The 22,987-nt window shown below is 72.0% G+C and carries 18 protein-coding genes and 2 pseudogenes; 13 read left to right on the plus strand and 7 right to left on the minus strand.

Annotated features, from left to right (window positions below):
- Positions 1–40: 40 nt before the first annotated feature.
- On the minus strand, positions 41–1,051 hold the full coding sequence (gene ligD / locus RM704_RS19055; RefSeq protein ID WP_033529622.1) for a non-homologous end-joining DNA ligase: 1,011 nt from the start codon (positions 1,049–1,051) through the stop codon (positions 41–43).
- Positions 1,052–1,140: 89 nt separating this feature from the next.
- On the opposite strand from ligD, the gene RM704_RS19060 reads away from it, so the two are divergent.
- On the plus strand, positions 1,141–2,217 hold the full coding sequence (locus RM704_RS19060; protein ID WP_033529623.1) for an ATP-dependent DNA ligase: 1,077 nt from the start codon (positions 1,141–1,143) through the stop codon (positions 2,215–2,217).
- A 45-nt stretch (positions 2,218–2,262) separates the two neighbouring features.
- Here RM704_RS19060 and RM704_RS19065 read toward each other — a convergent pair whose 3' ends face one another.
- The gene (locus RM704_RS19065) at positions 2,263–3,453 is read right to left on the minus strand and encodes a zinc-dependent alcohol dehydrogenase (protein WP_033529984.1); all 1,191 of its coding nucleotides are present in this window, start codon (positions 3,451–3,453) and stop codon (positions 2,263–2,265) included.
- 131 nt (positions 3,454–3,584) lie between these two features.
- On the opposite strand from RM704_RS19065, the gene RM704_RS19070 reads away from it, so the two are divergent.
- The gene (locus RM704_RS19070) at positions 3,585–4,619 is read left to right on the plus strand and encodes a DUF3048 domain-containing protein (protein ID WP_033529624.1); all 1,035 of its coding nucleotides are present in this window, start codon (positions 3,585–3,587) and stop codon (positions 4,617–4,619) included.
- Between the two features lie 20 nt (positions 4,620–4,639).
- On the opposite strand, the gene RM704_RS19075 is transcribed toward RM704_RS19070, so the two are convergent.
- A complete protein-coding gene (locus RM704_RS19075) occupies positions 4,640–5,095 on the minus strand; it encodes a MarR family winged helix-turn-helix transcriptional regulator (RefSeq protein WP_033529625.1) in 456 nt (151 codons plus the stop codon).
- Between the two features lie 326 nt (positions 5,096–5,421).
- Between RM704_RS19075 and pcaH the strand changes: the two genes are divergently transcribed.
- The 4 genes from pcaH to pcaDC are packed head-to-tail and all read left to right on the plus strand — an operon-like array spanning position 5,422 to position 9,289.
- Positions 5,422–6,195, plus strand: a complete 774-nt coding sequence (pcaH, locus tag RM704_RS19080; protein WP_033529626.1) for a protocatechuate 3,4-dioxygenase subunit beta — start codon at positions 5,422–5,424, stop codon at positions 6,193–6,195.
- Positions 6,196–6,201: 6 nt separating this feature from the next.
- Entirely contained in the window at positions 6,202–6,807 is a 606-nt protein-coding gene (gene pcaG, locus RM704_RS19085; RefSeq protein WP_033529627.1) for a protocatechuate 3,4-dioxygenase subunit alpha, read from the plus strand.
- A complete protein-coding gene (gene pcaB / locus RM704_RS19090) occupies positions 6,804–8,135 on the plus strand; it encodes a 3-carboxy-cis,cis-muconate cycloisomerase (RefSeq protein WP_033529628.1) in 1,332 nt (443 codons plus the stop codon). Before pcaG ends, pcaB begins: the two co-directional genes overlap by 4 nt.
- On the plus strand, positions 8,132–9,289 hold the full coding sequence (gene pcaDC / locus RM704_RS19095; RefSeq protein ID WP_033529629.1) for a bifunctional 3-oxoadipate enol-lactonase/4-carboxymuconolactone decarboxylase PcaDC: 1,158 nt from the start codon (positions 8,132–8,134) through the stop codon (positions 9,287–9,289). The genes pcaB and pcaDC overlap by 4 nt, the downstream gene beginning before the upstream one ends.
- Positions 9,290–9,381: 92 nt before the next feature.
- On the opposite strand, the pseudogene RM704_RS19100 reads toward pcaDC, so the two are convergent.
- Positions 9,382–12,055, minus strand: a pseudogene (locus RM704_RS19100) (ATP-binding protein).
- A 160-nt stretch (positions 12,056–12,215) separates the two neighbouring features.
- Between RM704_RS19100 and RM704_RS19105 the strand changes: the two are divergent.
- Both RM704_RS19105 and RM704_RS19110 read left to right on the plus strand, forming a co-directional pair.
- A pseudogene (locus RM704_RS19105) lies at positions 12,216–12,881 on the plus strand (MFS transporter); the annotation flags it as partial.
- Between the two features lie 148 nt (positions 12,882–13,029).
- Positions 13,030–14,109, plus strand: coding sequence for a DUF2510 domain-containing protein (locus RM704_RS19110; protein WP_033529630.1), 1,080 nt, complete (start codon positions 13,030–13,032; stop codon positions 14,107–14,109).
- Between the two features lie 212 nt (positions 14,110–14,321).
- Here RM704_RS19110 and RM704_RS19115 read toward each other — a convergent pair whose 3' ends face one another.
- Positions 14,322–14,936 (minus strand): TetR/AcrR family transcriptional regulator, encoded by a 615-nt coding sequence (locus RM704_RS19115; RefSeq protein ID WP_033529631.1) that lies wholly within the window; start codon positions 14,934–14,936, stop codon positions 14,322–14,324.
- A 294-nt stretch (positions 14,937–15,230) separates the two neighbouring features.
- Here RM704_RS19115 and RM704_RS19120 point away from each other — a divergent pair, with 294 nt between their 5' ends.
- Complete coding sequence (locus RM704_RS19120; RefSeq protein ID WP_033529632.1) at positions 15,231–16,031, plus strand: phosphatase PAP2 family protein; 801 nt, start codon at positions 15,231–15,233, stop codon at positions 16,029–16,031.
- Positions 16,028–17,029, plus strand: coding sequence for a DMT family protein (locus RM704_RS19125; RefSeq protein WP_033529633.1), 1,002 nt, complete (start codon positions 16,028–16,030; stop codon positions 17,027–17,029). The genes RM704_RS19120 and RM704_RS19125 overlap by 4 nt, the downstream gene beginning before the upstream one ends.
- A gap of 137 nt (positions 17,030–17,166) precedes the next feature.
- Here RM704_RS19125 and RM704_RS19130 read toward each other — a convergent pair whose 3' ends face one another.
- Positions 17,167–19,218, minus strand: a complete 2,052-nt coding sequence (locus RM704_RS19130) for a phosphocholine-specific phospholipase C (RefSeq protein ID WP_033529634.1) — start codon at positions 19,216–19,218, stop codon at positions 17,167–17,169.
- A gap of 537 nt (positions 19,219–19,755) precedes the next feature.
- Between RM704_RS19130 and RM704_RS19135 the strand changes: the two genes are divergently transcribed.
- The 3 genes from RM704_RS19135 to RM704_RS19145 are packed head-to-tail and all read left to right on the plus strand — an operon-like array spanning position 19,756 to position 21,949.
- Entirely contained in the window at positions 19,756–20,820 is a 1,065-nt protein-coding gene (locus RM704_RS19135) for an aromatic ring-hydroxylating dioxygenase subunit alpha (protein ID WP_192829758.1), read from the plus strand.
- Positions 20,817–20,999: a hypothetical protein gene (locus RM704_RS19140; protein ID WP_033529636.1), complete on the plus strand. Its 183-nt coding sequence runs from the start codon at positions 20,817–20,819 to the stop codon at positions 20,997–20,999. Before RM704_RS19135 ends, RM704_RS19140 begins: the two co-directional genes overlap by 4 nt.
- Complete coding sequence (locus RM704_RS19145; protein ID WP_033529637.1) at positions 20,996–21,949, plus strand: PDR/VanB family oxidoreductase; 954 nt, start codon at positions 20,996–20,998, stop codon at positions 21,947–21,949. Before RM704_RS19140 ends, RM704_RS19145 begins: the two co-directional genes overlap by 4 nt.
- Here RM704_RS19145 and RM704_RS19150 read toward each other — a convergent pair.
- Entirely contained in the window at positions 21,946–22,770 is an 825-nt protein-coding gene (locus tag RM704_RS19150; protein ID WP_311590888.1) for an IclR family transcriptional regulator domain-containing protein, read from the minus strand. The two genes, RM704_RS19145 and RM704_RS19150, sit on opposite strands and share 4 nt — an antisense overlap.
- Between the last annotated feature and the right edge of the window lie 217 nt (positions 22,771–22,987).

The raw sequence follows: 22,987 nt of genomic DNA on the forward strand, positions 1-22,987 counted from the left end.
ACCCCGGTGGCCCGCGCCCCGCACGGGGCGCGGGCCACCGTCATGTCTTCTTCGCCCTGCTCGGCTGGACCCGCTTCGGCTCCCCCGGCATCTTCGGGTACTCCGGCGGATACGGCAGGTCCCCCAGCCCGTGGTCGTGTTCGTCCCGCGCCGCCAGCTCCAGCAGCGCCTCCAGGGAGAACGCGTGCTCGTCCATGTCCGCGTGGACGTCGCCGACCTCGGCGAAACGCCCCGGCATGGTCCCCAGGTCGAAGTCGCGCGGCACGGCGACTCCCACCTCGTCCCAGGTGAGGGGCGCGGAGACGGGGGCGTGCGGGCGGGGTCGTACGGAGTAGGCGGAGGCGATGGTGCGGTCGCGGGCGGTCTGGTTGTAGTCGACGAAGATCTTCGCGCCGCGTTCCTCCTTCCACCAGGCCGTGGTCACCTGCTCCGGCATCCGCCGCTCCAGTTCACGGGCGACGGCGATGGCCGACCGGCGTACCTGGGTGAAGGTCCAGTCGGGCCGGATCGGCACGAAGACGTGCAGGCCACGGCCGCCGGAGGTCTTGGGCCAGCCGCGCAGGCCGCCGTACTCGTGGAGGACCTCGCGCAGTTCGTGCGCGGCGCGCACCGCGTCGGCGTAGTCGGTGCCGGGCTGCGGGTCGAGGTCGATGCGGAGTTCGTCGGGCCGGTCGACGTCGTCGCGGCGGACGGGCCACGGGTGGAAGGTGAGCGTGCCGAACTGGGCGGCCCAGACGACGGCGGCGACCTCGGTGGGGCACATCTCGTCCGCGCTGCGGCCGCTGGGGAAGGTGATGTGCGCGGTGGGGATCCAGTCGGGCATGTTCTTGGGGGCGCGCTTCTGGAAGAAGTTCTCGCCCGTCACGCCCTCCGGGTAGCGCTCCAGGGTGGTGGGCCGGTCGCGCAGGGCCCGCAAGATGCCGGGACCGACGGCGATGTAGTACCGGGCGAGGTCCAGCTTGGTGAAGCCGCGCTCCGGGAAGAAGATCCTGTCGGGGCTGGACAGCCGGACCGTCCGCCCCGCCGCCTCCAGTTCCACCGCTTCACCCATGCGAGCCACGGTAGGCGGAACGGCGAAATGCCGCATACCGGACGGAGCTCGCCGCGCGGTGGCGGAATCACGGTCGCAGAATCGGAGGCATGGATCTTCCGGTGATGCCGCCCGTGAAACCGATGCTCGCCAAGTCCGTGGCGAAGATCCCGCCGGACATGCACTACGAGGCGAAGTGGGACGGGTTCCGGGCGATCGTGTTCCGCGACGGGCCCGAGGTGGAGATCGGCAGCCGCACCGGGAAGACGCTGACCAGGTACTTCCCCGAGCTGGTGGCGGCCCTGCGGGAGCGGTTGCCGGAGCGCTGTGTGCTGGACGGCGAGGTCGTGATCGTCCGGGACGGGCGACTGGACTTCGACGCGCTCACCGAGCGCATCCACCCCGCGGACTCCCGCGTCCGGATGCTCGCGGGGACGACCCCGGCCTCCTTCGTCGCCTTCGACATGCTCGCGCTGAACGACGAGTCGCTGCTCGACGTCCCGCTGACCGATCGGCGCGCCCTGCTGGAGCTGGCCCTGTCCCGGGTGACCGCGCCGGTCCATCTCGCGCCGGCGACGACGGACCGCGAGCTGGCCGAGCAGTGGTTCGAGCAGTACGAGGGCGCGGGCCTGGACGGGGTGATCGCCAAGCCGCTGACCCTGCACTACCGGCAGGACGAGCGGGCCATGTTCAAGATCAAGCACGAGCGGACGGCGGACGTGGTGGTCGCCGGGTACCGCCTCCACAAGAGCGGGCCGGTGGTCGGCTCACTGCTGCTGGGTCTCTACGACGACGGGGGCACGCTCCAGCACGTCGGCGTGTGTGCCGCCTTTCCGATGAAGCGGCGCGCGGAGCTGGTGCGGGAGCTGGAGCCGCTGCGGCTGGAGGACGTCGCGGAGCACCCGTGGGCCGCCTGGTCCGACGAGACGGCGCACGAGACGGCACGGCTGCCGGGCGCGCCGAGCCGCTGGTCCTCGAAGAAGGACTTCTCCTGGGTGCCGCTGCGCCCCGAGCAGGTCGCCGAGGTGGCCTACGACCACATGGAGAACGGGGTGCGCTTCCGCCACACGGCCCGTTTCCGGCGCTGGCGCCCGGACCGCACGGCGGAGAGCTGCACCTACGCGCAGCTGGAGGAGCCGGTGACGTACGACCTGACGGAGATCCTCGGCCCCGGCGCGGACCGATGACGACCGGGACGCGGACGCGACAGCGCGGCACCGGGTCGTCGGCGCTCAGGGCTGCATGAGCACCTTGACGGCCCCGTCCTGCTTCCGCTGGAACATCTCGTAGGCGTGCGCCGCGTCGGTGAGCGGCACGTGGTGGGTGGCGAAGTCGTCGACACCCAGGGGGTCGTCGTCGGTGAGCAGGGGCAGGATCTCGTCGCTCCAGGTGCGGACGTTGGCCTGGCCCATGCGCAGCCGTATCTGCTTGTCGAACAGGGTGAGCAGGGGCAGTGGGTCGACCTTGCCGCCGTAGACACCGGAGAGGGAGATCGTGCCGCCGCGTCGTACGAGGTCGATGGCGGTGTAGAGGGCGGCGAGCCGGTCCACGCCGAGGCGTTCCGTGAGCCGTGAGCCGATGGCCCGGGGCAGCAGTCCGGTCGCGTTCTGGGCGAGCCGGGCGGCCGCGCTGCCATGGGCCTCGGTGCCGACGGCGTCGATGACGGAGTCGGGGCCGCGTCCGGCGGTGCGGTCCTGGATGGCGCCGACCAGTTCCTTCTCGTCGTCGAAGTCCCTGAGGTCGAAGGTCTGCACGCCCCGCTCGCGCGCCCGGCGCAGCCGCTCGGGCACCAGATCGACGCCGAACACGTGCTCGGCTCCGCGCTGTAGGGCCACCCGGCACGCCATGTCGCCGATGGGGCCGAGGCCGAGGACGGCGACGCTGCCGCCGGGCGGGATGTGCGCGTACTCGACCGCCTGCCAGGCGGTGGGGAGCACGTCGGAGAGGTAGAGGAACCGGTCGTCGGGCGGCCCCTCCGGCACCTTGATCGGCCCGAACTGGGCCTGGGGGACGCGCAGGTACTCGGCCTGGGCCCCCGGGACCGAGCCGTACAGGCGGGTGTAGCCGAAGAGGGCCGCGCCCATGCCCTCGCCGGTGCACTGGGTGGTCTCGCACTGGGTGGGGAGCCCGGTGAGACACATCCAGCAGCTGCCGCAGGCGATCTGGAACGGCACGACGACCCGGTCCCCGGCCGCCAGGTCGGGGACGCCGGCGCCGACCTCCTCGACGATGCCGATGGGTTCGTGGCCGAGGATGTCGCCCGGCGTCATGAACGGGGTGAGCACCTCGTACAGGTGCAGATCGGAGCCGCAGAGCCCGGTGGAGGTGATCCGGATGATCGCGTCGGTCGGCTCCTTCAGCTCCGGATCGGGCACGGTCTCCACGCGCACGTCCCGCTTGCCCTGCCACGTCACTGCCTTCATCGTGCCCACACTCCGTTCCCTCGCCTCGGTCAGCAGGTGCCGCCCGAGTACCCGGCACCTCACCCCCGAACCAGTCAGAAACAATCCACTATGGCTATTCATGAGCGGATAAGTGCACAATCGGATGCATCATGAGCGACTTGAGCACGGTGAGCGGCAGACCGCGGATACGACGGGTCCGAAGAGCGCGAATACGGCGGATCCGGCGCGGCGCGAAGCGGGGGACGCTGCTCGCCGCCGTGGTCGCGGGCGTGCTGCTGGCGGGCTGCACCACGACCGGCACGGACGGCGACGACGGACGCGGGCGGGAGGACGGTCGCCGGGACGACCGGATCAGCGCTCCGCCGGTCGGACCGGTACTCGCCGTCAAGATCGACAACGCCTCCGCCGCCCGCCCCCAGACCGGCCTCGACGCCGCGGACCTCGTCTACGCCGAGCAGGTCGAGGGTGGTCTCAGCCGACTGATGGCCGTGTACGCCACACGGTTCCCGGAGGCGGTCGGACCCGTACGCAGCGCCCGCGAATCCGACCTGGAGCTGCTGCGCCAGTTCGACGAGCCGACCCTGGCCTTCTCGGGCGCGCAGGGCAAGCTCCTTCCGCTGATCGACGGGGCGCCGTTGCAGGCGAAGACCCCCGAGGACGCCGGCGGCGCCTACTTCCGGGGCGACGAGAAGCCCGCACCGCACAACCTCTACGTGCGCCCCGGTGAACTGATGGGTTCCGCGCCCGGCGCGGACGCCCTCACCACCGGCTTCCGCTACGGCCCCGCGCCGTCGGGCGGCACCCCCGAGGACTCCCGTACCGTCCGCTACCCGGCGGCCCGTTTCACCTTCACGTGGTCCGACGACAGCCGCCGCTGGGAGGTCTCGATGGACGGCCGCCCGACGATCACCACCGACGACGTCCGCGTCGCCCCGGCCACGGTGGTGGTCCAGTACGTGACCGTCCGCGAGTCCCGGTTCCGTGACTTCCTCGGCAACAACACCCCGTACACGGAGACGGTCGGCTCGGGCCGGGCGGAGGTCCTGCGGGACGGCAGGGTCTTCGAGGCCGACTGGGCGCGCAAGACCCCGACGGACGGCACGGCCTTCACGACGACGGACGGCGAACCGATGAACTTCGCCGAGGGCCAGGTATGGGTGGTGTACGCCGCCGACTCCCCGTAGCGGAGCGCCGGGCACAGCGCCTAGCGGAGCGCCTCTGTCGGGCTGCGCAGTTCCTCCGCCGCGTCGGCCACCCGTCGGATCAGCTCGAAGAACACGTCCTGCTCCTCGGCCGACAACGGAGCCAGGAACACCTGGTTCATCCGCGCCGTGCGCACCGTGAGCCTGCGGTGCGTCCGCATCCCGTCGTCCGTGAGCCGCAGCAGGAACCGTCGCCCGTCCTGCGGATCGCGCACCTTGTCGAGGAGCCCCCGGCGCCCGAGCCGGGTGATGACCTCGGACATCGTCGACCGGTCGAGCCCCACCCGCTCCCCGACCGTGCGCTGGTCGAGCCCCGGTTCGGCGACCAGGGTGTTGAGGACCGCGAACTGCGGCGAGGTGATCTCCTCGGAGACCATCACGTTCCACAGCAGGTAGTGGGCCTGCTGCAGCCGTCGGGCCAGGTGCCCGGGGTGGGTGGAGAGGTCCACCGCGGCCATGTGCGCTCCTCGGCTCGGAAATTCGTCCGTGCACTGAACGATACCCGCCACCCGTCGGGGCCTGTCCATAACCCGTACCCATGCGATCCGCCCTTTTCGCAGGCCTTGACGACGGAGCCGACGAGTGGCAGCGTGAAAGAAACTTCACCAAAATGCTCAGTGCCCTGATCAACCGGTCGCCGGGTACGCGGACGAGATGGGGCCTCAGGGAGGGACAAGGTGGTCGCCATGGCCCTGGAGGCGGTGGCCGATGGGTCCCCGCGCCCCCGGAGGGCGCGATCCGGACCCGCAAGTTCCACGAGACCGACAACACCTCAGGAATCCCCATGACTCTCACCCAAGCGGACATCGACCAGGAGATCGCCGCCGAACACGCGGCCTACGAGAAGCGGGTCGCGGACGGGGCGCCGGTCGAGCACCAGCCGCGCCGTGACTACGCGCCGTACCGGTCCTCGGTGCTGCGGCACCCCAAGCAGCCGCCCATCTCCATCGACGTCACCCAGGACCCGGAGCTGGTGGAGCTGTCCTCCCCCGCCTTCGGGGAGCGGGACATCACCGAGATCGACAACGACCTGACCCGGCAGCACGACGGCGAGCCGATCGGTGAGCGGATCACCGTCTCCGGCCGGCTCCTCGACCGCGACGGACGCCCGCTGCGCGGCCAGCTGGTCGAGATCTGGCAGTCCAACTCGGCCGGCCGCTACGCCCACCAGCGCGAACAGCACGACGCGCCCCTGGACCCGAACTTCACCGGAGTCGGCCGCACGCTGACCGACGACGACGGGCACTACCACTTCACGACGATCCAGCCGGGCCCGTACCCGTGGCGTCAGCACCTCAACGCCTGGCGCCCGGCCCACATCCACTTCTCCGTCTTCGGCTCGGCGTTCACCCAGCGGCTCGTGACCCAGATGTACTTCCCGAGCGACCCGCTCTTCCCCTACGACCCGATCATCCAGTCGGTGACGGACGACGCGGCCCGGCAGCGGCTGGTCGCGACCTACGACCACAGCCTGTCCGTGCCGGAGTTCTCGATGGGCTACGCCTGGGACATCGTGCTCGACGGCCCGCAGGCCACCTGGATCGAAGAAGGACGCTGACCTGCCATGACGAAGATCGACACCAGCCGCCCGGAGACGGTGCTCCCGACCCCCTCGCACACGGTCGGCCCCTTCTACGGCCACGCACTGCCATTCCCCGGCGGCGGCGACATCGCTCCCCTCGGCCACCCCGACACCATCTCCCTCCAGGGCCACATCCGCGACGGCGAGGGCAACCCGCTGCCGGACGCCTTCCTGGAGCTGTGGGGTCCCGACCCGGACGGCAACGTCTCCCAGATCGACGGTTCCATGCGCCGCGACTCCGCGAGCGGCGGTTTCCTGGGCCGCAACGGCGTGGAGTTCACCGGCTGGGGCCGCGTCCAGACCGACGCGAGCGGTCATTGGACCGCGCGTACACTGCGACCCGGCGCACGCGGGCGCAGCGCGCCGTACCTCAGCGTGTGCGTCTTCGCGCGGGGCCTGCTGGTCCACCTGTTCACCCGGATCTACCTGCCGGGCGACGACGCCGCGCTGGCCGCCGACCCGCTGCTCTCCCGCGTGGACGAGGCGCGCCGGGGCACGCTGATCGCCGAGGACCAGGGCAACGGCACCTACCGTTTCGACATCCGCCTTCAGGGCGAAGGCGAAACGGTCTTCCTGGAGTTCCAGTGACTTCTGCCGACGCCGACACCGGTCTGCTCGCCCCCGGGTGGACCGGTTCCCCGGCCGCGGCCGCGACCAGCGACGCCGCCTATCTGCGGGCGCTGCTCGACGCCGAGGCCGCGCTGACCCGCGCCCAGGCGGCCCTGGGGCTGGTCCCCGCCCCGGCCGGACCCGCGGTGACCTCGGCGGCCGACGCCGCCACGCTGGACGTACGCTCCCTCGCGGAACGCGCGCGGGGCGGCGGCAACCCGGTGATCCCGCTGGTCGCGGACCTCACCGAGGCGGTCGGCCCGGAGTACGGTCCGTACGTCCACCGGGGCGCCACCAGCCAGGACATCCTGGACACGGCGACGATGCTGGTCGCCGCGCGCACCCTCGACCTGGTCCTGGCCGACCTCGGCCGTACGGAGTCCGCGCTGGCCGTGCTCGCCGCCGCGCACCGGGACACCGCGATGCCCGGCCGCACCCTCACCCAGCACGCCGTGCCGACGACCTTCGGCCTGAAGGCCGCCGGCTGGCGCTCACTGCTCCTGGACGCCCGGGACCGGCTCGCCGTCGTACGGGCGACGCTGCCCGCCCAACTCGGCGGCGCGGCAGGCACGGCGGCGGCGTTCACTGTCTTCGGGGCGACCGACACCCATGCCCTGGGTGCCGCCTACGCCCGTGAACTCGGTCTCCACGCGCCCGAGTTGCCCTGGCACACCCTGCGGACCCCGATCGCGGACCTGGCCGGAGCGCTGGCGTTCGCCGCCGGGGCCCTGGGGAAGATGGCGGCGGACGTGCTCACCCTGGCCCGTACGGAGATCGCGGAGGTCGCCGAGGGCAGCGGGGGCGGTTCGTCGGCGATGCCGCACAAGGCGAACCCGGTACGGTCGACGCTGATCGCGGCGGCCGCCCGGCGGGCACCCCACCTGGCGGCGACGCTGTACGGGTCGCTGGCCGCCGAGGACGAACGGCCGGCCGGGGCGTGGCACGCCGAGTGGGAGCCGCTGCGCGAGCTGCTCCGCCTGGTCGGGGGCGCCGCCCGGGACGCGGTCGAACTCACGCGAGGGCTCCGGGTCGACCCCGACGCGATGCGCCGGCATCTGGACCTCACCCACGGGTTGATCGTCTCGGAGCGGCTGGCCGCCGAGCTGGCCCCGGTGCTGGGCAGAGCCCTCGCCAGGGAGCTGCTCACCCGGACCGCCGAGCGCGTCTACGCCGAAGGGCGCTCGCTGGGCGAACTGCTCGCCGAGGAGCCGGAGTTGAAGGACCTGGACCTCGCCGACCTCACGGACCCCACCCGCTACACCGGCTCCGCCGGAGCCCTCACCGACCGTGCCCTGGAGCGACGTTGACCGACAAGCTGCTCAACCACCGTGCGGAGGGCCCCGCTTCCGCTCCCCCGCTGCTGCTCGGCCCCTCCCTCGGTACATCCACCCGGCTGTGGGACAAGGTGGCGCCCGAGCTGTCGATCACACACCGGGTGGTCCGCTGGGACCTGCCGGGGCACGGCCGCTCCCCGGCCGGGCTCATCGCGCCGGGGGCGACGGTGGATGACCTGGCCGCCCTGGTGCTGGACCTGGCGGACACGCTGGGCCTCGAACGGTTCGCGTACGCGGGGGTCTCCCTGGGCGGCGCGGTCGGTCTGTGGCTGGCCGCGCACCACCCGGAGCGGATCTCCTCGCTCGCCGTGCTCTGTTCCTCGGCCCACTTCAACGGCGCCAAGCCGTGGCGGGAACGGGCGGAGCTGGTGCGCCGGGAGGGACGGGAGGGACTGGCCGGGCTCGCGGAGACCGCCGACTCGCGGTGGTTCACGCCCGGTTTCACCGTGCCGGAACTGGTGGAGGACCACCGCCGGGCCGACCCGGGTGCGTATGCCGCCTGCTGCGACGCGCTCGCCGCGTTCGACGTCCGCGAGGAGCTGTCCGGGATCACCGCGCCCACGCTCCTCGTCGCCGGCCGCCAGGACCCGGCGACGCCGCCCGCCCATCTGCGGGAGATCGCGGACGTGGTGCCCGGTGCGACGCTGATCGAGATCGCGGGGGCCTCGCACCTCGCCCCCGCGGAGCGGCCGGAGGCCGTACTGGCCGCGCTGCGCGGGCACTTCGACGGGTACGCGAAGCGCGGGATGGAGGTGCGCCGCCAGGTCCTCGGCGACACACACGTGGACCGCGCCCAGTCCCGGCAGACGCCCTTCACCGCGCGCTTCCAGGACTTCATCTCCCGCTACGCCTGGGGCGAGATCTGGACCGATCCGACGCTGTCCCGCCGCGAACGCAGCATGATCACATTGACGGCGCTGGTCGCCCACGGCCACTACGACGAACTGGCCATGCACGTCCGCGCCGCCCGCCGCAACGGCCTCACCCCGGAGGACATCGGCGCCGTCCTCCTCCAGACGGCCGTCTACTGCGGCGTCCCGGCGGCGAACTCGGCGTTCGCGGCCGCGCAGCGGGTGTTGGCGGAGGAGGAAAAGGCAGAGGGAGAGGGAGAGGAAGGTAGGGGCTGACAGGGGCCCCTCGGCAGGAAGCCGTCGAGACGCCGGCCGCGGCCACGCACCACACCGGTTCGCGGTCGCCCGGCGTACGTCCGGCACACGCCCTATCCGATCCGGGCGAGTTCCTCCCGCGCCCGCCTGACCAGGCCGTCGGCGCCGCAGGACTCGGCGAGCGTCAGACCTCGGTGAAGTTCGGAGACCGAGCGGCTGGCGATGCCGTGCTCGACGCGGGCGGCGGCGTGCTCGTAGGCGGAGGGCGAGGCCGCCAGGTAGGTGACGGCCTGGGCGTAGAGGGAGGCTGCCTTGCGGCCGGTGGCGAGGGACGCCTCGACGCGCAGGGCCTCACCGATGGCGGTGTCCGTACCGAAGCGTTCGGCACGGCGGCGGACGGTCGCGGCGAGTTCGGCGGCACGGCGCGGGTCCTCGGTGGCGAGGGCCCGTGCGAGGGCGCCGCCCCAGGTGGCGGTGACGGTGTTGTGGTGGCCCCGGGCCGCCGTCGCCTTCTCCGCGGCCTCCAGTTCGTTGATGCCGTCCTTGGTGCGCCCCACCGCGAGAAGCAGCCGCCCCCGTACGGACCTCGGTTCGGGCAGCACGATGGTGGACGGGTACGGCGGCGCGAAGTTGTACTGCTCGGCGACCGCCCAGGCCTCCTCGACGTGGCCGCGGACGAGCAGGGTGTCGACGAGGTTGCAGGTCGTGCTCCAGTACAGGGGCAGACCGCGACCGACGCCTTCGGCGAGCACGAGCGACCTGCGCAGGGAGGCCTCCGCGTCCCTGAGCCGGCCCCGCAGGCGATGTCCGAGCCCGACGTAGGCGTGGGCCAGCGCGAGATGGCCTCCGCTCCAGCCGGCGGACTCGTAGGTGCGCAGGGCTTCCGTGTACAGGCTCTCGGCCCGGTCGAGGCGGTCCGCGTAGGCGTACGCGGTGGCCAGCATCAGGAGCAGTTCGATGCCCCACTCGGTGTCGGTCCAGCCGAGTCCGGGCGCGAGGCGGCCGTTGACGAGGGCACGGTCGCAGAGCTCGACCACCTCCTCGGCGTTCTCGCCCCGGGTCATCGCGTCGAAGCCCCGGAGGATGAGCAGCGCGCGTTCGGAGTTGTCCCTGCCGGTGCAGGTGGCCGCGAGGGCGGCGAGTTCCTGGGAGTGGGTCGGGGGGGAGTTCCTCGCCGGCGTGGACGCCCTCCCACATGTAGCGCGCGGCCTGGAGACGCAACCGGGCGGGCCCGGGGTCCAGTCGGCCGATCTCCGCGTCGAGCGTGCGGACCGCCTCGTGCAGCTGGTCGTTGTGGAGCAGCACCTGGGAGAGGCGGAAGACCGCGTCGACGCGCTCGGCGCTGTCGAGACCTGGCTCGGCGAGTGCCGAGCGGAGGTATTCGATCGTGGTGGCGGGTGAGGTGAGCAGCGTGGCGCAGCCGAGTTCGTAGAGCACGCGGACCCGGATGTCCGGCTGCGGCGGCTCCTTCAGGGCTCGCTCCAGACAGCGGCGGGCGGCCTCGGGCGCGCCCACGGCCAGGTGTTCCGCCGCGGCGGCACGCAACTGCTCCACCAACTCGGCCTCGCCGTCCGGGTGCACCTCGATGAGGTGGCGGGAGGCCGCGGCCGCGCCGCGCCCCGATTCGGTGACGGCCGTCGCGGCGACTCCGTGGAACGCGGTACGGATGCCCGGCGGGATCGAGTCGTAGACGGCGGTGGCGATGAGGGGGTGGACGAACTCCAGGTCTCCGGCGTCCGCCTGACGGTTGGCCGGATCGGGCTCGGTGAGGATGCGGGCCGAGGTCAGCAACTCGGCGCACTGCACCGCCGAGGCTCGGGGCAGGCTGGCGAGGCGCGCCACGATGTCGACGGTGATCCCGGTGTGGAGGATGGCCGCCGCCCACGCGAAACGCGTGGCCTCGACTCCCAGTTCTTCGAGGCGGGCCACGAGGCCGGTGCCTCGGGCGGAGCGGTTCAGGGCACGCAGTTCGCCGGCCGATTCCTCCACCGGTTCCAGTCCGCAGTCCTTCACCTTGGCGAGGAGTTCGACGGTGTTGTACGCGTTGCCACCGGTGACCGCCCACACCTCGCGGCAGAAGGGGTCGTCGGCATGCCGGCCGACCGTGGCGCGGGTGAGCCCGGCGGTGGCCTTCGGGGTGAGCGCGCTGAGCGTGGTCACGGGGCGTGCCTTGGCGGCGATCCGGCTGAGATGGCGGGCGCGTTCGCCGGTGGCCTCGCCGGGGCGGCGTGCCACCACGACCAGTACGCACATCTCCGACAGACGGTCGGCCAGGGCGGACAGCCAGTGCAGGGTCTCCTGGTCGGCCCAGTGGATGTCGTCGATCAGCAGAACGAGCGGCCAGGCGCGGCGCACGAGGCGGTTCACGGCGGCGACCAGGCCCTCGCACACCCCCTGCGGGTCCGCTTGGCCCTCGCCCGGTTCGGCGAGCCCGAGGGCGGGTCCGGCGATGTCGTACCAGTCACCCAGGTACTCGCGGGTCTCCTCCTCCATCAGCCCCATGAGTCCGGGTTGCAGCAACTGGCGTACGACGTTGAAGGGAACGGAGGTGACGGTCTCGCCACCCCGTGCGTACCAGACCCCGCAGCCCCGCTCCTCGGCGATCCGGCGGGCCTCGGTGAGCAGAGCGGTCTTGCCGACGCCCGCCTCGCCGGTGAAGACCAGCACGCTGCCGGGGGACGCCTTGTCGACGCACAGTTCGTCGATCGCCTCCGTGATGGCGGTGATCTCCGCGTCGCGCTCCCACAGGGAAGCCGAGGCTGCCGCGTCGGGCCGTGCCTCCGTCATTCCGCTACCTCCCCAGGCCGCCCGAACGATGCACAGGTCATTGAGCGTAGCCCCATGGATGGCGAAGTGGAGGCTGGTCCGGGCACCTGTTGCCGTGTCGGGTGACACCGGGCGGCCGACGGGCGACGCACCCCTGTGCCCACCTGCCGCGTTGAAAGTGATGGACAGTCAACTTGCCGTGTCCGAGAGCCGGTTTTCCGCCGTGGGGAACTTCATCGAGTGGTACGAGTTCGGGGTGTACGGGTACTTCGCGACGATCATCGCCGCGCGTTTCTTCACCCCGGAGGGCGGCGGCGAGACCGAGGCGCTCGTGCGGACGTGCGCCTCGTTCGCGCCGGCGTTCTTCTTCCGGCCGGTGGGCGCCGCCCTGTTCGGCAGGCTCGGTGACCGGATCGGCCGCCGTCCGGTGCTGGTGCTGGTGATCGTCCTGATGACGGTCGCGACGACCCTGATCGGCGCGCTCCCCACGTACGACACCGTCGGCGCCGCTCCCTCGCTGCTGACGCTGCTCAGGGTGCTCCAAGGGCTGTCGGCGGGAGGGGAGTTCGGCGGCGCGGTGTCGGTGATGACGGAGTTCGCACCGGCCGGCCGCCGGGGACTGTACGGAGTGTGGCAGTCGTTCACGGTGGTGCTGGGGCTGCTCGGCGGGGCGGGCGTGGCGGCGCTGCTCGCCACCGTCTTCTCCCCCGGGGAACGGGAGTCGTGGGGGTGGCGGCTGCCGTTCCTGCTGACACTGCCGCTCGGCCTCGGGGCGTTGTGGCTGCGGTTGCGGCTGGACGAGACGCCGGCCTTGCGCTCGGATCCGTCCCGGACCGCTCGGCCACCGGTGCGGCTCGTCATCGAGTGAGCCGCAGCGGGGGCCGGCCCCCGAACTGTCGGCGGAAATGCCGCGGCGACGGGCAGAACACCGGCGGGGCGCCGCGAATATCCGCCCCTCTCATCCGGTTTTCACTCCGGCCTCATACGGTTGCCCCATGACGCAGGTGACTCCTCCCGGCTGGTACCCCGATCCCGGGCAGACAAGTGACGCGACCGCCACCGAGCGCTGGTGGGACGGCAAGGCGTGGACGGACCAGGTCCGACCCGTCGGCTCGGCCGCTGGGTTCGGTCCGCCGGTCCACCCGCCGGGCGCCGGGCCCTATCCGCCGAGCGCCGGGCCCTATCCGCCGGGGCCCGGGGGCCACCCCGGGTACCCCGGGTACTCCGGGTACTCCGGATACTCGGTCCCGGCTCCCACCCCCAGGCGCGGCCTGCGCACCGGGATAGCCGTCGCCGTGGCCGCCGCGGTGCTGGCCAGCATCGGGGTCGGCGTGTACGCGCTGACCGGCAACGACGGTGGCGGCGAGGGCAGTACGACGTCCCAGGGGCCGGGCGGGCAGAACGGCGGGCGCGGCGGGGACGGTGGACCGGGCGGCAACTCCGGTGGCCAGGGCGATTCCGGGGGCTCCGGCGGGTCCGGCGGGTCCGGGGGGCAGACGCCGACGCCGGACGGGTCCGGGCTGCCGCCGCAGGAGGAGGGGTTCGCCACCGACACGACCAGCGGCATCAGCATCCCCGTACCCGAAGGCTGGGTCACCTCACCGCTGCGGGTCGGGGCACAGGTGACGACCGAGGCGTCGTACGAGTGCCCGGCCGACCCCTCGAAGACGTGCACGCGCGGCGGCGCCTACTCGACCCCCGCCGAACTGCTGAAGCTGAAGGCCACGACGGCCGAGGCGGCCGCCAAGGAGGACATCGCCCAGAACGCCGAGGACGCCTACGGCAGCGAGGGCTACGGGAAGATCACCTCGCACGAGGAACTGGCCTCGGGAGCGGTGACCGTGGCCGGCGAGAAGGGTTACCACGTCCGCTGGAAGGTGGTCACGGGCAAGGGCGACGACGGCTATGTCGAGTCGCTCGCCTTCCCCTCCCCGGCCGATTCCTCGCGGCTCGTCGTGGTCCGCTTCGGCATCGACGTGAGCGACGCAGCGCCCAAGCAGGCGGTCATCGACGAGATCACCAAGGGCATCAAGAAGGCGTCGATCAGCGGGGGCGGCAGCGGTCAGGACGTGTGAGGCCGGCCGGACCCGTCGGCGTGATCGATCGGCGTGCTCCTTCGCGGCATGACCGGTCGGCGCGATCGGTCGGGTGGGGAAAGTCGGCCGGGTGGGATTCCTCTCCGCTCCAGAGGAACCCCACCCGGCCGGGGTTACGCGCCGCCCCCGTCCCCACGGTGCGGCGCGATCAGGTCGTCGTCCGGTTCGACTCACGGACGGCGGCCTGAGCCTTACACGAGGCCGAGCGTCGGCAGCACGGCCGCCTCCATGAACTTGATGATGTACGTCTCGTCCGCGTCCCGGCCCTCCAGGACCGGCCGGGCCCGCAGGACTCCGAAGATCTGCGCCGGGACGAACTCCAGCGCCGGGTGGTCCTCGGGGACCTCGCCCCGCGCCACCCCGCGGGCGATCATCGCCCGGAGCGCGTCGATCTCCGGCTCCACCAGCGCGTCGCGCAGAGCCGCCCGCAGTTCTTCGTCCTGCACGACGGCATTGCCGAGGGCCTGGAAGAGCCGGCCCTCCAGAACGTAGCCCTCCCCGGCGTGCCGGGCCACCTCGCGCAGGTCACCGGCGAGGGTGCCGGTGTCGATCCCCGCGAAGCGGACACTGCGGCGCGCGCGCAGCGCGGCCGCCACGAACTGCGGTTTCGTCCGCCACTGCCGGTAGAGCGTCGATTTGCTGCACCGTGTGCTCGCGGCGACGCCCTCCATGGTCACCGAGTCATAACCGCACTCGCGGATCTGTTCGAGCACAGCGTCGAAGAACTCCTGCTCGCGCTCGGGCGTGAGTTTGGAGCGGCGCGAGGCGACGGCCGTCTCCGGCCCGTCCGCTGCCTGCGACGTCATGGCTCGTGTCTCCTTCGGTCGTCCTCATGCCGAAAGGCCTGTCGAAACGCCACTGTACCGGAACGGCTTCGTATCGGTACAGTGACGTATCGATACCCCTTCGTTTCGGTACAGTGGCGTATCGGTACACTCTCGTATCGGTACCAGCACGTATCGGTACTACGGCGTATCGATCGTCGGCCTTGCCCGCACTGCTGCCTGCCTCACCGCACTGCCCGCATCGCCGTACCGGCCGAACCGGCCGTACCGCCAAGGGAACCAGCGCCACGAGCGCCGTAAGTGAAAGGGCCGGGGATGGAATGCCGCACCGCGCCTGCGGAAGAGCCGGCCGCCGCGATACCGCGGCCGCCCCTCGTCCGTGAACTCCTGCTCGTCGCAGGGCTCTTCCTCGTCTACAAGTCCGGCCGACTGCTGGCCAACGGCCACACCGCCGAGGCCTTCCGCAACGCGCACGACGTATGGAGCTGGGAGCGCGCCCTCGGCCTGCCGGGCGAGGGCTCCGTGCAGTCCGCCCTGTTGCACGACGACACGCTGGTCCACCTCGCGAACGTCTACTACGCGACCGTCCACTTCCCCGCCACGGCGGCCTTCCTGGTCTGGCTGTACCTGCGGCGCCCCGGGCACTACGTCTGGGCACGGCGGGTCCTCGCCGCGCTCACCGCCGCCGCGCTGCTGCTGCACCTCGCGTTCCCGCTGGCCCCGCCGCGGATGCTGGACGGCGCGCACCTGCTCGACACCGGACAGGTGTACGGGCCGACGGTGTACTCGGCGACGCCGGCGACCGACTCGCTGGCGAACCAGTTCGCGGCGATGCCCTCGCTGCACTTCGGCTGGGCCCTGATGGTCGCGGTCGGCCTGATCGCCGCGACCCGCTCACGCCGGCGCCTGCTGTGGCTGCTGCACCCGCTGGTCACCCTGGTGGTGATCGTCGGCACCGCGAACCACTACTGGCTGGACGCGATCGCGGCCGGTGTCCTGCTGGCCGCCGCCCTCGCCGTCATCCAGCTTCCGCACCGGACGGCCACCACCGCCGGGCAGCGCTCCAGGGCCCTCGTTCCGGCCGAGGAGCCGGTCCTGGCGGGAGCGGGACGATGAACGCCACCCTCGTCGCCGTCGCCCTGTCACTCGTCTCCGCCGTCGCCTACGCGGCCGCCGCCGTGGCCCAGGAGCGGCTCGCCTCGCGCAGCGCCGGCGCGGGCGTACGGCGGATGCTCGCCAGCGGTGCCTGGTGGAGTTCGGTCGCGCTCAACGCGGGCGCCGCGCTGCTGCACGTCGTCGCCCTCAAGTACGGTCCCCTCACGGTGGTGCAGCCGCTCGGCGCGCTCACCCTGGTGGCCGCGGTGCCGCTCGGTGCGCGGGTGGCGGGGCGCCAGGTCACCTCGACGGAGTGGCGGGGCACCGCGCTCACCCTGGCCGGTCTCGCCGCGATCCTGGTCGTCGCGTCCGGGCCCGCCCCGGACGACGTGCTGAGTCTTCCGGAGGCCGTGGCCGTGGCCGGCGCGACCGTCGCCCTGGTCGGCCTGCTCTCGCGGCCCGGCGCCAAACCCGGACTGCGCCACGCCGGCGCCTCCGGAATGGCCTCGGGGGTCGCCTCCGCGCTCACCCAGACCGTCACGGTCGCCGCGACGGACACCTCGGGGTCCCTCCTCGACCTGGAGGTCGTGGTGGTGGCGCTGCTGGTCGCCGCGTTCGCCGTGGGCGGGCTGATGCTCTCCCAGACGGCGTACCAAGGGGGTCTGGGCGCTCCTCTCGCGGTCGTGACCCTGTCGAACCCGCTGGCCGCCGCCGTGATCGGCCTCTCCCTCCTCGGGGAGGGTCTGCGGGGCGGGGTCGCGGGGACGCTGCTCGCGGGGGCCGGAGCGGTGGTGTCGGCGCGAGGTGTGGTGCTGCTCACCCGGGTGGCGCCGGAGGTGGAGATCCGACCGATGACACCGGCCTCTTCCGCTGGGCTCGTGGGTCCCGCCCCGGCGGGCGAGGACCACCCCGTGGCGGCGGTCCTCGCCCTGGAGCCTCGGCGAGCCCCCACGGAACCGTCCTTGCTGCCCCGCCGCCGGCCCGGCCTCCAGGAGCCGGGCCACCTCACCCCCCTCTGACGCGAGGCGGGGACGCCCTCACCGGCCCACCCGTGCCGCCCGAGCGCGCCCCCGGGGGCCGCAGGCCTCCAGGGGCGTGGGGAACTGCGCGACCAGCCACGACAACCGGTGGCCGCCCGACCAGGCCCCCCGAGCTCTCAGGCGCCCCTCGACCCCAGCGCCGGATCGCTCACCCCGGCCCGCCCGTTCTCCACGTGCCCGGCGAACCGCCGGAGGAAGCCCCCCTCGGCGGTGACCGTCAGGTCGTACCAGCGACGGCTGGACCGGAGGTCCACGATCTGCCGGACGGTGGCCCCGGCGCGCACCCGGACCGTGCGGGACCGGCCACCGTACGCGCTGGCGACCTTCAGACTCACCGTCCCGGATCCCTGGTGGGTGAAGGTCAGTTCCACGTCGTCGCCGACATGGCGCGCGGTGACCTCGGGCCCGCGCGTCCTCCCCGACCCCTCGAAGACCCGCAGGAAGCCGTTCGGGCCGTGCACCGTCAGGTCGTACGAGCCCCCGGAGGCCACGGAGTCCCATGTGTCCGACACGGCCCGGCCCGCCTCGGTGGTGTACGTCCACGGCCCGTCCGTACGGTTGCCCGAGGTGACGAGGAACGCCGCGCCCGCCCTGCCGCCGGAGGCGAACGTGAGGGTGAAAGTCCCGGTCTTCGGGTCGGCCGAACCGTCCACCCGGGGCGCGTACTTCAGCGGCCGGGCGGGACGCAGTCCCCTTTCCTGCCTCGGCATGCTCGGGTCCGCCGGCACGGCTGGCCGGTAGTCGGGGTGCCGTTCGCGGTCCTGCGGCTCGTACGCGTCGGTGCCCGGCAGCGCGGCGGGGCGGCTGTCCTTGCGGGAGAAGTCGAACGCCGAGGTCAGATCACCGCAGACGGCCCGCCGCCACGGCGAGATGTTGGGCTCGCGCACCCCGAACCGCCGCTCCATGAACCGCAGGATCGAGGTGTGGTCCAGGGTCTCCGAGCAGACGTAACCGCCCTTGCTCCAGGGGGAGACGACCAGCATCGGCACGCGCGGGCCGAGCCCGTACGGACCGGCGACATGGGTCGGGCTGCCCGCGAAGAGGTCCGGGCCGACCTCCACCGTGGACTTGCCGTGGGACGCGTCGCGCGGCGGCAGCGGCGGCACGAGGTGGTCGAAGAACCCGTCGTTCTCGTCGTACGTGATGAACAGCGCGGTCTTCGCCCAGACGGCCGGGTTGGAGGTGAGCGCGTCGAGGACCTGGGAGATGTACCAGGCGCCGTAGTTCGAGGGCCAGTTGGAGTGCTCGGAGAACGCCTCGGGCGCGGCGATCCAGGAGATCTGCGGCAGTCTGCCCGCCTTGACGTCGGCCTTCAGCAGATCGAAGTAGCCGTCGCCGGCCTTCGCGTTCGTCCCGGTGCGGGCCTTGTCGTACCAGGGGTCGCCGGGCTTGGCGTTGCGGTACTTGTTGAAGTAGAGCAGCGAGTTGTCGCCGTAGTTGCCCCGGTAGGCGTCGGCTATCCAGCCCCAGGAACCGGCCGCGTCGAGGCCGTCGCCGATGTCCTGGTAGATCTTCCAGGAGATCCCGGCCGCTTCGAGGCGCTCGGGGTAGGTGGTCCAGTCGTAGCCGACCTCGTCGTTGCCGAGGACGGGGCCGCCGCCCTTGCCGTCGTTGCCCGTGTACCCCGTCCACATGTAGTAGCGGTTGGGGTCCGTCGAGCCGATGAAGGAGCAGTGGTAGGCGTCGCACACGGTGAACGTGTCGGCGAGGGCGTAGTGGAACGGGATGTCCTCACGCGTCAGGTACGCCATCGTCGTGGTGCCCTTGGCCGGCACCCACTTGTCGTACTTGCCGCCGTTGTACGCGGCGTGCCCGTCCGGCCAGCCGTGCGGCAGCCCCTCCAGGAACTGCATGCCGAGATCGTCGGCCTCGGGGTGGAACGGCAGCACGTCCTTCGTGCCGTCCGACTGGTGCCACACGCTCTTGCCGTTGTCCAGCGTCACCGGATGCGGGTCGCCGAAACCCCGTACGCCTCTCAGTGAGCCGAAGTAGTGGTCGAAGGACCGGTTCTCCTGCATGAGGACGACGATGTGCTCGACATCCTCGATCGTGCCGGAACGGTGGTGCGCGGGCAGCGCCGCGGCCCGCTCGATACTGGCCGACAGTGCGCTGAACGCCGTTGTGGCGCCCGCGACTTGGAGGAATCGCCGCCGGTTGACTTCAGGCATGGGTGAATGACCTCTTGTCCTGACGTGGTGCGTCGGATGTGACCTGCGCGCAAGGAATGGTCCAAGAGGAACGAACGCCGGGGAAGGGTCCGTGGCGCGGGTGTGACGCGCCGGGGACCGCCGCGCGAACAGCGCCGGGCGGGCGCGCCACGGCCGGGCAAAGCGGTCCCGCCGTCCGGCGGACGCGCTCTTGCCCGGTGACGTGCGGCGGACACGGCTCGGCGGCGATGCGAGTTCCAAGGCCTGAGCACCGCCAGTACATCGTCGAGCGAAACGTCGGTGGGGTCAGCCATGCCGGAGAAACCGATCGGTTTCCGCCCGCAAGTCCAAGCCGAACGTCCGCCGCGCCTGACGTGCGCCGGCAGAACCACGGGTCGGTTTCCTCGCCCACCGGCTCCAGCGCCGCTGACCAGCCCTTTCACAGAGACGCTTCCGCCTGACGGAAGCCGCCTTGCGCGGTGGCCGCGGCCGTCAGGACGCTGAGTCCAACCACGGCACGCGGGGCGAGGACGCCCCGCCGACAGGGACGGGAACCCCATGCCTCACATGACCGCCTTCGCCAGGAACCAGTGGTACGTCGCCGCCTACGCCGAGGAAGTGGGGCGGGAGCTGCTCGGTCGGACGATCCTCGGTGAGCCGCTCGTCTTCTACCGGACGGAGGAGGAGGGGACGCCGGTCGCGCTGCACGACCGGTGTGTGCACCGCCGGTACCCGCTCTCCAAGAGCGGGCTGGACGGGGACCGGATCGTGTGCGGGTACCACGGCTTCACGTACGACACGACGGGCGCGTGCGTGTACGTGCCGGGGCAGAAGCGGATCCCGCGGACGGCCCGTGTCGCCTCCTACCCGGTGGTCGAGCAGGACTCGCTGATCTGGGTGTGGATAGGTGACCCGGCGCTCGCCGACCCGCAGACCATCCCGCGCGCGAAGCACCTGGCCGCACCCGGCTGGCTCACCGTGCGCGGCATGGAGCCGATCGACGCCGACTACGGCCTCCTCGTCGACAACCTGCTGGACCTGTCCCACGAGACGTATCTGCACGGCGGCTACATCGGCACCCCCGAGGTCGCCGAGACGCCGATCACCACCGAGGTCGACGAGGGCGCCGGCGTCGTCCGCGTGAGCCGGCACATGGACGACGCCGAGTGCCCGCCGTTCTACGCGAAGTCGACCGGTATCGAGGGCCGCATCACCCGCTGGCAGGACATCGAGTACTTCGCCCCGTGCCTGTACCTGCTGCACAGCCGGATCGCCCCCGTGGGAGTGGTCCCCGAGGCGGACGGCAGCGACCCGAACGGGTTCCACACCGAGATCACCTACGCCATCACCCCGTCGACGGACGGCAAGGTGTACGACTTCTGGATGGTCTCCCGCGACTGGGCGACCGACGACGACGAGGTCACCGGGTTCCTCAAGGGCAACAACCACACGGTCGTCATGCAGGACGTCGTCGCGCTGAACCTGCTCCAGGAGACGCTGGGCTCCGAGCGCACCGGTTACCAGGAGCTGAGCATCAACATCGACACCGGTGGTCTGGCCGCCCGCCGCATACTCGCCCGGCTGGTCGAGCAGGGCGAGAAGCCGGTGGAGAAGGTCCAGTGAGCACAGTGCCCACCTTCCGGACCGGAGAGGTCTACCGCATCGACTGGCTGCCGGGCACGGACATCCTGCACGGCACCTGTCACTGCGGGCGCGAGAACACCGCGCAGGACCCCATCGAGATGTGGGAGTGGATGCTCGCCCACCCGCAAGGACACGAGCCACAAGGAAACACGTCATGACCTCGTCCTCCACCTCGCCCGTCTACGAGGCCGAACTCATCCTCGACAGCAGGGAGTTCGCCGCCGAGGGCGTCCTCGTCCTCACCCTGCGGCATCCGCTGGGCGAGGAGCTCCCGGCCTGGGAACCGGGCGCGCACATCGATGTGCTGCTCGGGCCCGATCTGGAGCGGCAGTACTCGCTGTGCGGCGACCCGGCGGACCGGCACACCTGGCGGATCGGGGTGCTGCGGGAGCCCGACGGTCGCGGCGGATCGGCGTACGTGCACACCGAGTTGGCACGGGGCGACAAGGTCCGGGTGCGCGGGCCGCGGAACAACTTCGCGCTGGAGCCGATGCCCCGCTACCGGTTCGTGGCCGGCGGCATCGGCATCACGCCCATCCTGCCGATGCTGGCCGCGGCCGAGGCGGCGGGCGCGGAGTGGTCGCTGCTGTACGGCGGTCGCAGCCGTGAATCCATGGCGTTCCAGCAGGAGTTGGGCGCGTACGGGGATCGGGTGACGGTGGCCCCGCAGGACGAGACCGGGCTGCTCGACCTCGGGTCCGTGCTGGACGGGCTGCCCGAGGACACCCTCGTCTACTGCTGCGGTCCCGGCGCGCTGCTGGACGCGGTCGAGGAGCGGTGCCCGGGCAAGGCGCTCCGGGTCGAGCGGTTCCGGCCGAAGGAGCAGGAGACCGGCCCGGACAGCGAGTTCGAGGTCGTGCTGGAGCGGACGGGGAAGACCGTCACGGTCCCCGTCGGGGTCTCCGTGCTCGACACCGTGCGCGCCGCCGGGGTCGAGGTGCTCTACTCCTGCGCGGAGGGCACCTGCGGGACCTGCGAGACGGATGTCCTGGAGGGCACCCCGGACCACCGTGACTCGGTGCTCAGCGACGAGGAGCGGGCGGCCGGGGAGACCATGCTCATCTGCGTGTCACGCTGCCAGGGGTCACGGCTGGTGCTCGACCTCTAGCGGCGGGGGCCGGGGCAGTCGGCCGGGGCCGTTCCCGTCACGCACAGGTCGGCCTCGATCCGGGCGACCGTGGCGAGCAGATGGGGCAGCAGGTCGCGGCGTACCGCCTCCACGGAGGTGCGCCCGGCGTGGACGGGGATGTTCACGGCGGCCACCACCTCGGCGTCCCGGTCCCGGACCGGCACGGCGATAGAGCGGAGCCCCTCCTCCAGTTCCTGGTCGACCAGGGCGTACCCCTGCCGTCGTACGCGGCGCAGCTCGGCCCTGAGCTGGTCGGCGGAGGCGAGGGTGCACCGGGTCAGGGGGACGAGGTCGGCGCGGGCCAGCCGGGCGTCGATCTCCTCGTCCGGCAGATGCGCGAGTATCACCCGGCCGACCGAGGTGACATGGGCGGGGAAACGGGTGCCCACGGTGATCGTCGCCGTCATGATCCGGCTCGCGCTCACCCTGGCCACGTACACGATGTCGTCGCCGTCGAGGACGCACAGCGAGGACGACTCGCCGACCTGCGCCACCAGCCGCTCCAGATGGGGTTCGGCGAGGTCGGGGAGGGTGAAGCTCGACAGGTAGGCGTAGCCGAGTTCGAGCACGCGCGGGGTCAGCCGGAACAGTCGGCCGTCGGTGTGGACGTAGCCGAGGTCGGTGAGCGTGAGCAGGAAGCGGCGGGCGGCGGCCCGGGTCAGTTCACAGGTCCGGGCGACCTCGCTGAGGGTCAGCGCGGGATGTTCCGCGTCGAAGGCCCGGATGACCGCGAGTCCCCGCTCGAAGGACCGGACGAAGTGCGGTTCGCGGGCTGCGCCGAACCGGGCTGGGTCTGCCATCGTCGCCTCCAGGAAGACGCACGGAGACGCCCGGCACGTGCGGTCCGTACGCACGGTGGTGCGATCCGTACGCACGGTGGTGCGCTCTGCGCACGCTAGGAGCACACTTCAGAAACTGTCAACAACCTTGCACAGCAGGGGCATTGACCCACCCACGGCGACGCTCTACGTTCGCGCTGTGCACTGCTGTGCGGTCTACGCACACGTCGTCGAGCAA

This window comes from Streptomyces gottesmaniae, from assembly GCF_031845845.1.
Classification (GTDB): Bacteria; Actinomycetota; Actinomycetes; order Streptomycetales; family Streptomycetaceae; genus Streptomyces; species Streptomyces akebiae.

Coding starts and splice junctions, on each gene's coding strand:
- RM704_RS19130 (WP_033529634.1), bottom strand. CDS start 19,218: ATGCCTGAAGTCAACCGGCGGCGATTCCTCCAAGTCGCGGGCGCCACA.
- RM704_RS19120 (WP_033529632.1), top strand. CDS start 15,231: ATGGAATGCCGCACCGCGCCTGCGGAAGAGCCGGCCGCCGCGATACCG.
- RM704_RS19070 (WP_033529624.1), top strand. CDS start 3,585: ATGAGCGACTTGAGCACGGTGAGCGGCAGACCGCGGATACGACGGGTC.
- pcaH (WP_033529626.1), top strand. CDS start 5,422: ATGACTCTCACCCAAGCGGACATCGACCAGGAGATCGCCGCCGAACAC.
- RM704_RS19075 (WP_033529625.1), bottom strand. CDS start 5,095: ATGGCCGCGGTGGACCTCTCCACCCACCCCGGGCACCTGGCCCGACGG.
- RM704_RS19145 (WP_033529637.1), top strand. CDS start 20,996: ATGACCTCGTCCTCCACCTCGCCCGTCTACGAGGCCGAACTCATCCTC.
- pcaG (WP_033529627.1), top strand. CDS start 6,202: ATGACGAAGATCGACACCAGCCGCCCGGAGACGGTGCTCCCGACCCCC.
- RM704_RS19125 (WP_033529633.1), top strand. CDS start 16,028: ATGAACGCCACCCTCGTCGCCGTCGCCCTGTCACTCGTCTCCGCCGTC.
- RM704_RS19065 (WP_033529984.1), bottom strand. CDS start 3,453: ATGAAGGCAGTGACGTGGCAGGGCAAGCGGGACGTGCGCGTGGAGACC.
- RM704_RS19060 (WP_033529623.1), top strand. CDS start 1,141: ATGGATCTTCCGGTGATGCCGCCCGTGAAACCGATGCTCGCCAAGTCC.
- RM704_RS19115 (WP_033529631.1), bottom strand. CDS start 14,936: ATGACGTCGCAGGCAGCGGACGGGCCGGAGACGGCCGTCGCCTCGCGC.
- ligD (WP_033529622.1), bottom strand. CDS start 1,051: ATGGGTGAAGCGGTGGAACTGGAGGCGGCGGGGCGGACGGTCCGGCTG.
- RM704_RS19150 (WP_311590888.1), bottom strand. CDS start 22,770: ATGGCAGACCCAGCCCGGTTCGGCGCAGCCCGCGAACCGCACTTCGTC.
- RM704_RS19110 (WP_033529630.1), top strand. CDS start 13,030: ATGACGCAGGTGACTCCTCCCGGCTGGTACCCCGATCCCGGGCAGACA.
- RM704_RS19135 (WP_192829758.1), top strand. CDS start 19,756: ATGCCTCACATGACCGCCTTCGCCAGGAACCAGTGGTACGTCGCCGCC.